The sequence below is a fragment of the Limnochordia bacterium genome (assembly GCA_023230925.1).
Lineage (GTDB): Bacteria > Bacillota > Limnochordia > DUMW01 > DUMW01 > JALNWK01.
Window position 1 is genome coordinate 1 of record JALNWK010000071.1, and the last position, 10,647, is coordinate 10,647.

8 protein-coding genes are annotated in these 10,647 nt (G+C 48.4%); 7 read left to right on the forward strand and 1 reads right to left on the reverse strand.

The window, feature by feature from the left end; translation table 11 throughout:
- Window positions 1-281 precede the first annotated feature (281 nt).
- The 7 genes from M0Q40_11610 (at window position 282) to M0Q40_11640 (ending at window position 7,862) form a co-directional block, all read left to right on the forward strand.
- Window positions 282-1,535: a serine hydroxymethyltransferase gene (locus M0Q40_11610; protein MCK9223242.1), complete on the forward strand. Its 1,254-nt coding sequence runs from the start codon at window positions 282-284 to the stop codon at window positions 1,533-1,535.
- Between the two features lie 188 nt (window positions 1,536-1,723).
- A complete protein-coding gene (locus tag M0Q40_11615; GenBank protein ID MCK9223243.1) occupies window positions 1,724-2,305 on the forward strand; it encodes a 2-oxoacid:acceptor oxidoreductase family protein in 582 nt (193 codons plus the stop codon).
- Window positions 2,305-2,619, forward strand: a complete 315-nt coding sequence (locus M0Q40_11620) for a 4Fe-4S binding protein (protein MCK9223244.1) — start codon at window positions 2,305-2,307, stop codon at window positions 2,617-2,619. The genes M0Q40_11615 and M0Q40_11620 overlap by 1 nt, the downstream gene beginning before the upstream one ends.
- A gap of 24 nt (window positions 2,620-2,643) precedes the next feature.
- Window positions 2,644-3,855, forward strand: coding sequence for a pyruvate ferredoxin oxidoreductase (gene porA / locus M0Q40_11625; protein MCK9223245.1), 1,212 nt, complete (start codon window positions 2,644-2,646; stop codon window positions 3,853-3,855).
- 15 nt (window positions 3,856-3,870) lie between these two features.
- Window positions 3,871-4,791 carry a thiamine pyrophosphate-dependent enzyme gene (locus tag M0Q40_11630; GenBank protein MCK9223246.1) on the forward strand — a complete coding sequence of 307 codons (921 nt, stop codon included), beginning with the start codon at window positions 3,871-3,873 and terminating at the stop codon, window positions 4,789-4,791.
- A gap of 257 nt (window positions 4,792-5,048) precedes the next feature.
- The gene (serS, locus tag M0Q40_11635; protein MCK9223247.1) at window positions 5,049-6,323 is read left to right on the forward strand and encodes a serine--tRNA ligase; all 1,275 of its coding nucleotides are present in this window, start codon (window positions 5,049-5,051) and stop codon (window positions 6,321-6,323) included.
- 342 nt (window positions 6,324-6,665) lie between these two features.
- On the forward strand, window positions 6,666-7,862 hold the full coding sequence (locus tag M0Q40_11640) for a PatB family C-S lyase (protein ID MCK9223248.1): 1,197 nt from the start codon (window positions 6,666-6,668) through the stop codon (window positions 7,860-7,862).
- Window positions 7,863-8,601: 739 nt separating this feature from the next.
- On the opposite strand, the gene M0Q40_11645 is transcribed toward M0Q40_11640, so the two are convergent.
- Window positions 8,602-9,375, reverse strand: coding sequence for a DUF3784 domain-containing protein (locus M0Q40_11645; GenBank protein ID MCK9223249.1), 774 nt, complete (start codon window positions 9,373-9,375; stop codon window positions 8,602-8,604).
- Between the last annotated feature and the right edge of the window lie 1,272 nt (window positions 9,376-10,647).

Genomic DNA, 10,647 nt, shown 5'->3' on the forward strand with positions numbered 1-10,647 from the left:
ACATTCTTTGGGGGAAAGGGGGTCCTGTCTCTTCCCCCAGATTTTTCAACCGCCAAAAACAATAGGAATGCCCGACTGGTTTACATTAGGGTCATTTCGAACCCTGTTGCGGAAGTGCTGGGGACGCTTTTGTTTAGGTTGCCTGTTTTCCGTTATTTATGCTATACTTAGATCGGCCTTAGGGCCAAAGATTCAGGCATAAGTGAGCCGCAACCGGGACCCAAAATGTCCCACTGGGGGACGTTTTTGTATTGAGGGGCGGTGGGAAAGGAGTATACCCGATGTTTCAGTGGATACAACAAGTTGACCCCGAGGTCGACAAGGCGATACAGTTAGAACTTAAACGGCAGAGAGATAAGATTGAGCTTATTGCCTCGGAGAATTTTACTAGCCTAGCCGTGATGCAAGCTCAGGGTTCTGTGCTTACAAATAAGTACGCCGAGGGATATCCAAATCGTCGCTACTACGGTGGTTGCGAACATGTAGATGTTGTCGAGCAATTGGCGATCGATCGGGCGAAGGAATTGTTTGGCGCAGAGCATGCGAATGTGCAGCCTCACAGTGGGGCACAGGCAAATATGGCGGTTTACTTTGCCGTGTGCGATCCGGGAGATACCATCCTAGGAATGAACCTTTCCCATGGTGGCCATTTGACCCACGGTAGCCCGGTGAATTTTTCTGGTAAGTGGTTTAATGTAGTGAGCTACGGTGTAGCAGAAGACACCGAACTCATAGATTATGATGCAATACAGCAACTTGCTTTGGAGCATAGACCAAAGTTAGTTATTGCTGGTGCTAGTGCCTATCCTCGGGTGATAGACTTTGCCCGGTTACGGGAGATTTGTGATAAAGCTGAGAGTCTTCTGATGGTGGATATGGCTCACATAGCTGGGTTAGTCGCAACTGGGATGCACCCAAACCCTGTACCATATGCGGATTTTGTGACTACCACCACCCACAAGACCCTGCGGGGTCCCCGGGGGGGTATGATTCTGTGCAAGGGCAAATACGCACAGGCGGTGGACAAGTCTATCTTTCCTGGGATCCAAGGGGGCCCCTTAATGCACGTAATAGCCGCAAAAGCTGTGGCTTTGAAGGAAGCCTCTACTCCTGAGTTTAAGGAGTATCAGCGTTCTGTAGTTGCTAACGCGAAGGCGTTGGCTCAGGGACTTTTGGATCAGGGTTTTCGCATTGTCTCTGGTGGCACAGATAACCACCTGATCCTAGTTGATCTTCGGAATAAGGGCCTAACGGGGAAGGAAGCGGAGTCGCTTCTGGATGCGGTCGGGATCACTGTGAATAAGAACACGATTCCCTTTGATTCTCAAAGTCCCTTTGTAACCAGCGGGATTCGCTTGGGGACACCGGCTGTGACCACCAGAGGAATGGGCGAGAGGGAAATGCATGTCATTGCAGACCTAATTAGTAGAACCCTAAGCAAAGAACACGCAAGCGATGACATCAAAACAGAGGTATTAGCCTTGACAGGTAAATTTCCTCTCTACTCAGAACTACAAACGGTAGAGTCTGTCTAAGCAGGAATTACGATGTGAGGGGATGAACTTAAATAGAGGTATTGTGCCTCAGGATCAACCAATTAGTGAAAAACAGATCAAAGGCATAGGACTCAAAAGAGGCGCCCCTTCAAGTAATAATACTAGGGTATGCGTCGTAGTGTTGACGCGTCTTCAATTTTCTGATTCAACAAAGGAGGAGAGCAAAATTGGCAGAGATGCTAGAGATTCGTTGGCATGGCCGGGGAGGTCAGGGTGCCAAGACTGCATCGATTTTGCTTGGTGAGGCAGCCGCTGCTGCGGGTAAGTATATCCAAGCATTTCCAGAGTACGGTCCCGAACGGATGGGTGCTCCTGTTACATCATACAACAGGTTGAGTGATGAACCTATTCGTCTGAACTGTAGTGTGACCAACCCAAAGTATGTAGTAATCTTAGATCCTACGTTAATCGGCAGTAGTGTTGATGTGCTCGATGGTGTTGGAGACGATGGAGTCTTCTTGGTTAACACAGACATGAGCATTGAAGACATGCGCAAGAAACTAGGGGTTTCGGACAAACAGGATGTCTACGTAATTAATGCTAATAAGATCTCTTTGGAGACGATCAAGCGGGCTATTCCGAACACGCCAATGCTTGGTGCATTGGTGCGGGTAACCAATATGTTGTCATTAGAGGATCTTTTAGAGGATACTAGGCGGAAACTAGAGAAGAAGTTCAGGAATAAGCCAGAGATTATTGATGGAAACATGGAAGCGATCACCCGGGCTTACCAGGAGGTGAAAGACTGATGGCCGGAAAAAAAGACACTAAGCCAGGCTGGAAGTCCATTCCTATTGGTGGGTTGATCCTAAAGCCAGGTTCGGCGGCGGAGTTTGAGACAGGCGACTGGCGGACGGAACGCCCGATCTGGAATAATGACAAGTGCATCAATTGCATGCGTTGTGTTGTCCATTGCCCTGACATGTCGTTTTTTGTTAAGGACGGCAAAATTGTTGGTATAGATTATGATCATTGCAAGGGCTGCGGTGTTTGTGTTAGCGTATGTCCCCCAAAGGTACAGGCCTTGCATATGGAACCTGAAAGCAAACACCGGGAAGACTAGCAACTGATGGGAGGGAGAGACCTAATGACTACTAAGACGGCTTCTGCCGAAAAAATACAAAAACGTATTGCGGCCACCGGAAATGAGGCAGCAGCAATGGCGATGCGTCAGATTCATCCCAACGTTGTTGCTGCTTACCCGATTACACCGCAGACAGAGATTGTACAGATTTTTTCTACCTTTGTTTCGGACGGTCTTGTGGATACAGAGTTTGTGCCCGTGGAAAGCGAGCACAGTGCGATGAGTGCTACTATTGCAGCATCGGCAGCCGGGGCGAGGGCAATGACAGCCACTTCGGCGAATGGTCTGGCACTGATGTGGGAGATGCTATATATTGCCGCAGGTACCAGACTTCCGATCGTAATGCCTCTTGTTAACCGTGCCCTGAGTGCACCAATTAACATTCACTGTGATCACAGTGATGCTATGGGTGCAAGGGATGCTGGGTGGATCCAGCTTTTCTCAGAGAATGCTCAGGAAATGTATGATAACATGATTCAAGCCATTCGGATTGCAGAGCATCCCGATGTCATGTTGCCGGTGATGGTTAATATGGACGGTTTTATTACCAGTCACGGTATGGAAATCCTGAAGGTCTTGGATGATGAAGTGGTAACGAACTTCGTCGGGGAATATAAGGCGAAAAATCCTCTGCTGGATGTGGATAATCCCATTACCGTTGGTCCGCTGGCTCTACAGGACTACTACTTTGAGTTCAAAAGACAGCAATCCGATGCTATGGAAAAGGCCAAGGCAGTTATCGAGCAGATTGGTAAGGAGTATGGGGATTTGACCGGTCGATACTACGGATATTTTGAAGAGTATCGCCTAGAGGATGCAGAGATCGGTCTTGTGGTGATGAATTCTGCAGCTGGAACTGCTAAAGATGTGGTAGATGAATTGCGGGGACAAGGTGTCAAGATTGGTCTTCTGAAACCCCGAGTGTTCCGACCATTCCCTGCTGAGGAACTATGCAATGCCCTAAAAGGCCTAAAAGCAGTAGGTATTATGGATCGTGCCGATAGCTTCTCCACCCAGGGAGGACCCCTAGCTGCTGAGACTAAGGCTGCGTTGTACCAAGCAGATCAGCGGCCCTTGGCAGTGAGTTTCGTTTACGGTCTTGGTGGAAGGGATACAGGAGTAGCGGAAATTAAGTTTGTTGCCGAAAAGGTACAGCAGGCAGCTCAAACCGGTGTTGTTGAGCAGTCCCTGTACTACGTTGGTGTACGTGAATAGCAAGGGGGGAACGAAATGGCTACTTTGAAACAATTGGCGGAAAGGCCCGACCCGATTACCGGAGGTCAAAGGGCTTGCGCGGGGTGTGCCTTCCCGTTAGTGATAAAGACGGTGTTAAAGTCAACTGAGACACCAGTTGTAGTGGCTAACGCCACAGGCTGTATGGAAGTTACAACCAGTATTTACCCGTATACAGCATGGAATGTGCCTTGGATGCACAGCGCGTTTGAGAACGCGGCGGCTACTATCAGTGGTATTGAGGCCGCCTATAATAACCTCGTAAGAAGAGGTAAGATTGATAAGGACATTAAGTTCGTAGCCTTTGGCGGAGACGGAGGCACCTATGATATAGGTTTGCAGTCCCTTTCCGGAGCCATGGAGCGGGGTCATAATATCCTGTATGTGTGCTATGACAATGAGGCATACATGAACACAGGTATTCAGCGTTCAAGCTCAACTCCCAGGGGTGCCAACACAACGACCACTCCTACGGGCAAGGTTTCCGATGGGAAGACCCAGCTGAAAAAGGATCTGACAGGGATTATTGCCGCCCATGGAGTGCCCTATGTAGCTCAGTCGTCCATTAGTGATTGGCGGGATCTATCTAAGAAGGCGGAAAAGGCCCTTAATACCCAGGGACCGACCTTCCTGAATGTGCTTACTCCATGCCGTCTTGGCTGGGGATATACTCCGGACAAGACAATCGAGGTGGCACAAAAGGGAGTAGATTGTTGCATTTATCCGTTGTATGAAGTAGAAAACGGTGAGTGGAAACTAACCTACAAGCCCAAAGAGAAACTGCCCGTCATAGAATATATGAAGATGCAAAACCGTTTCCGACATGTGGTGAAGGATGAGGCAATGGCGGCCGAAATCCAAGCCGATGTTGATAAGCGATGGCAGGCACTGCTTAAAAAATGTGGCGAAGAGGCATAATGATCGTATAAACGCGTGGCGAGGACTAGTAAGGTTGTGTAGATTGCAGAGAGCTGGTGGGTGGTGAGAATCGGTATCGACGCAACCCCAATCCACCTCGAAGCGGATGGTGAATGAAGCCTTCCCGGTAAGCCGGTTATAGCTGCACGAGAGGGATGCTCGCATCCAATCGAGGTGGCAACGCGGAGGGAAAAGCCCTTCGTCCTCAAGGAAATTGAGGACGAAGGGCTTTTGTATTTGTTTAAGGAGGTTATACTATGCTAGACATTAGACTATTTCGTGATCAACCGGATGTGGTTCGAAAGGCACTAAAAGACCGAGGTCTAGATACAAGTCCCGTAGATGAAGTAATCCATGTAGATAATCTACGAAGGGAAACCTTACAGGAAGTCGAGAATTTAAAGGCAAAACGGAACACCGTATCCGCGGAAATCGCCAAAATGAAGAGCAAGAAAGAGGATGCGTCGGCGGTTATTGAGGAAATGCGTCAGGTCTCGGAAATAATCAAAGCCTACGATGAACAAGTGCGAGAGATTGATGAACAACTACGCACGTTACTTCTTCAGATACCAAATATACCCCATCCTACGGTGCATATTGGTAAGGATGAGACAGAGAACCGGGTGATTCGACACTGGTCGAAACCAACCGAGTTTGCCTTTGAACCCAAACCTCACTGGGATATTGGAGAAAATTTAGGTATCATTGACTTCGAACGGGGCGCAAAGATAGCAGGGGCTAGGTTCAGTGTGTACAAGGGGCTAGGTGCTAGACTAGAACGGGCTCTGATAAATTTTTATCTAGACATTCATACCCAGGAACATGGGTATACGGAGGTATTCCCCCCGTTTCTGGCCAATACGGAGAGCATGACGGGGACTGGTCAGCTCCCCAAGTTCGCAGAGGATATGTTTCACGTAGAAGGAACAGACTACTACCTTATTCCCACTGCGGAAGTCCCGGTTACAAACCTTTATCGAGGCGAGATCCTCAACAGGGAACAATTGCCTCTGTATCATGCAGCCTATTCCGCCTGTTTCAGGGCGGAGGCGGGATCCCACGGAAGGGATACCCGGGGACTTGTTCGCCAGCATCAGTTTAACAAGGTGGAGCTTGTTAAGTTTGTCTTGCCTGAAGAATCCGATGAGGAACTAGAGAATTTGGTGGCTAATGTGGAGAAGGTTCTGCAGCTTCTAGGGCTTCCCTATAGAATCAACCAAATGTGTACCGGGGATGTAGGCTTTGCTGCTGCAAAGAAATACGATCCTGAGGTGTGGATGCCCAGCTATGGAAACTATGTCGAGATTTCCTCCTGCAGCAACTTCCGCGATTTCCAGGCGCGACGTGCGAATATTCGCTTCCGCCGAGAACCTGGTGCAAAACCGGAATATGTGCATACCCTAAATGGTTCCGGTGTTGCTATAGGAAGAAGTGTTGCTGCTATCCTCGAGAACTATCAACAAGCCGATGGGACTGTAATAATTCCGGAGGTCCTCCGACCATATATGGGAGGCCTGGACCGGATTTCGTAGGAAGTAGTCATCAAGTCACAGGAAAACCTTAGAAGCTTCTAAGGTTTTCCTGTTATGTATGATAGAAGCATTGAATTAGCCTGAGTTGAAGCTGTTGGGCCTTGTTTTCAAGAAGACCCTATCCCAAGTTTGTCCCGGAGCAGTTGCTCCGGGGCCAGAACCATAGTTCCGGATTATTATTCCGCCTATACCTAGGAGGAGGGGGTTAGCGCGTCTTTTAGGTACGGAATGACTTTCATACGGCCATTTAACCCCGTTCTAAGCAGGAGATTGTAGCGATAAGCAGAACTAGTAAATTATTAATGGTATTATTAAACTTGCTTCAAAATGGTGGTGCGGTATATGAACTATAATTTCGATCAAGTGTTAGATCGGCGGAACACAGGTAGCGAGAAGTGGGACTTTACTGAAGAAGTCTTTGGCCGTGCCGATGTTTTGCCAATGTGGGTTGCAGATATGGATTTTGCTTCTCCTCCCGAGGTAGTGGCGGCAATACAAAGGCGGGCTGCGCATCCAACCTATGGCTATACTGGTGTCTCTATGTCATACTATCAATCAATTATTGGTTGGATGGAGCGACGACATGGGTGGATAATTGAGCCAGATTGGATCGTAACCACACCGGGAGTAGTCTGTGGATTAGCGATGGCGGTTCTTGCCTTTACAGAGAAACGGGATGGGGTTATTGTCCAGTCTCCGGTTTATCCCCCTTTTTTCCGGGTTGTGGAGCAAAATAAACGCCAGATCCTCAACAATCAACTAATACGGGCGGGAGATCGCTACGAGATAGACTGGGATGACCTCAAAGTGAAGCTTGCCTCCGGGGCGAAGGTGTTACTGCTGTGTAGTCCCGCAAATCCCGTCGGTCGGGTATGGTCCCAAGAAGAGCTACTACGTTTATCAAGCATGTGCATGGAACATGGGGTGCTCATTATCTCCGATGAGATTCATAGCGACATTGTGTATTCATGGGCGCGGCATACCCCATTGGGTTCACTAAACGAGGACATCAGCAATAGCTGTGTTACCTTTGTAGCGCCAAGCAAAACCTTTAACATACCGGGATTGTCCACATCGGTGGCGATTATTCCCAACCCTAAGCTAAGGGAGCGCTTCAAACAGGTTCTTAGTATGACCGGGCTAGGAGGGGCCAATTTGTTTGGTCTTACGGCCCTGGAGGCTGCATATACCTATGGTGGCCCTTGGTTAGATGCTCTTATGCCGTACATTGAGGGTAACCTCAAATACATGGAGGAGTATGCAGACTGCCGGCTGCCTGGGATTCAGGTTGTTCCGACAGAGGGAACCTACGTGATTTGGCTTGATTGTCGGGGTCTTGGATTGGAACCCGACTACTTAAGGCGGTTTATGTCTGGGCACGCACGGGTTGGGCTAAATGATGGAGTATCCTTTGGCCCAGGGGGCGAGGGATACCAGCGGATTAACATAGCAACTCCTAGGTCCATTCTCTTCCAGGGTTTGAGCAGGATAGGGGATGCGGTAGACAGGTTGCGCTCGGGAGAGATCAAAGGGGCCTGAGATCTCTCAAACACCCAAGTCTTGGGATTTGGTCAAAGCTGACAGAAACATCGATAGCAAGCGGATCGAGATGGGCAATAGCGGCTTTGAAAAGGCCCGAAGAGCCGGTACGGAAGAGGTGTTTTGAGCATCAAAATGAGCAAGCATGCGCTTGCTGGGATCGTGAGAGAAGGTCGAGACTTTTAGGCTGCCATTCCCCAGAAATGTTGAGTGCCAAACACACCCCTAAGCCCATCTACCGTTACCTGTTCTCGTGCTGCTAAGGCTTCCTACGAACGTCGGTGTGAGTGCTTGTAACAGAGTAGATGGACTATTGAAGGAAGTCGATTATCTTCCGGTGGGTCGGGATGGTCCTGCTTTCTTGCCGCACTTTGTCGAGGCCAAAGTAGCCTTGAGTAATCCCTGCCCACCCCCCAAAAAATCAGCATTTCTAATCATCCTAAAGGCTCCCTTCTAGTGTACTGAAGAGCACGGTGGCATTTTTCCTCGGCAAAAGAGTACAGGTGCTTGCCCTCGCAGCAAAATGGGTATTTCGGTGTTCAATAAGGCCTAGTGATTCCTGAAATCATGACGTGCCCCCGTACAGGACCAATCCGCCGATTCGCCAAGTTAGGGACTAGATGCTGCCTAGCCCAGAGTACGACCAGGTGCAGCAAGTGAGGGGAAATCTGGACGCTTCGGCACAGAAAGGCCAAGTTAAAAATCTTCTTCCTGTGGACGCCTAATTCGAAGCTTTAAGTTATTCCTCTTCAATAGAGGCCTCATTACTCTTGTTGGTTCTCACTAACCTTAAGATGTCCTCAAATACCGCTTGTGTTTCATCAGGATTCTTCATGTTAAAGATAGTAATTCCGTCTCCTGTCTTAAGACAGATAAAAGGCGGTCTTTGGGTGTTGACAAACAGCTTAACCGACCCAAACTCCGTCGTCCTGAAATGACCTTTCAAATTCGGACCAAGAGCAGAACCGTTGGTGCGCATTTTGATAGTAGGTAATTCTTCCGTTAACTTCACACTCTCGATGGAACTCCAGGGATAGACCTCACCGTACATACCATGGATCTGCACACCTTCCTCAAGAAAGGTCACCTTTGTTGCCTGGGATGAAAAGAACATTAGAACAGCAACAAAGATTAATGTGACAACGACAATGGCAGTAGGTACAGCCAGTTGTCTAACTGCTCCCTTATGCAGTTTTCCATGTGGATCATATAGATTTCCATCATATTTTTGAGCCCTGATCAGCAGGTATATAGTGGAAATGCAAAAAAGGACAATTACAGGCGATACCCCGGGCTTTAACCCCAAAGCATGCAGTATGCCCATCACAATTAGAACACCGCCATTGATATAGGAGTATATCCCCACCAGACGCCCAAGGCCTTCTGTGTCCACATGCACCTGTTTTCCTTTTGGCATAGTATTGTAGCCTGCAATGAGGAAATACCATTTAAATACATGTATGGCTAGCCCAAGGGCAAGAAAGAACCCACCGATTAGAAAATAGAACCACATGGTCAACCTCCTGTCATATTAGAACCTGATCTCCCTGGTAAACCCTGATTTTCATTATCTGCAGAACAGCTCCACTTTAATCTCGCGTTGGCCTGTTTTTACCAATCGAGCAAACCTTTTGTCAGATAGGTCCTTTGCAGAGGGCGTAAGTCTCGCCTTGGGAATGATAAAAGCGGCCTGAGTGTGGAGCAAATCACGTGCTTATATACCCATTTCCTGTTATCTGAGGACGATCTTGCGGTCCAGAGGAATATGCCCCAGGACAAATGTCCGTGGGATGCGCCACATAAACCCAATGCTCTTCTTGGTCGGTAATCCGCTTCATTGGTTCTTTAAGTCTAATCATAGAGTCACCGTCTACCCATGTCAAGCAAGGCTACTCGTATCGCATGAGGTCCTTGACTCCGAGCCCGACCACCTTCATCGGTTTCCATCGAGTGAACCTTTTGGCCAGATTATGTTGAGCGCTCGATGCGGAAAATTAAGGTTGCCAATTCTATTCGCTCCGAGAATTATCCCTATGTCATACCCTCCTTACCTGCTCAAGATCGTCCACAACCCACCTAACTCCTACGGCACAACTACTACCTACGGGGGAAAAGGATCTTGGTTCAACCGACCAATACGCCTTATTCTACTAATCCTTCCCAACGAGCAGGAAAAATGGAACAGGTACATGGATAAGTATCACTATCTTGGTTTCCGGTGTTTTGTCGCCGATTCAATGAAGCACGTAGGCTACCATAAATCGTAGTCTGATTGGCTGGGGAACAGTGGCTAAGGCCTGGGATGCATGGATTGGCAGGTCAGAAACACAGCAATGGCAACGACTACGCTATCGTGTGAACAACCAATGTATTCCTATTCTCCCCACCGTTCGGATCAGGACCCAAAACACTAGCATTGAGTCTGAGAGGAGGTTTAGTGGCGCTTATATGGTTATTTACTAGCTGTATAGCCTACTTACGATGGGTAGCGGTTGTCTTTTCTGTTTCGTCCAGGACAAGAGATTTAGTTGCGTGTCTGTACTGTTCTTACATCGTTATCATATATCCCCGACGAGTTGATTGTGCCCAAAACCCATCCCCTCGGCAAGATTTCGTCGTGAGTGATCCAGCCCCTCTTCGGTAAGATTATAAGTGAGTGATCCAGCACTTCCGCAACAGGGTTCGAAATGACCCTAATGTAAACCAGTCGGGCATTGCTATTGTTTTTGGCGGTTGAAAAATCTGGGGGAAGAGACAGGACCCCCTTTCCCCCAAAGAATGTAAC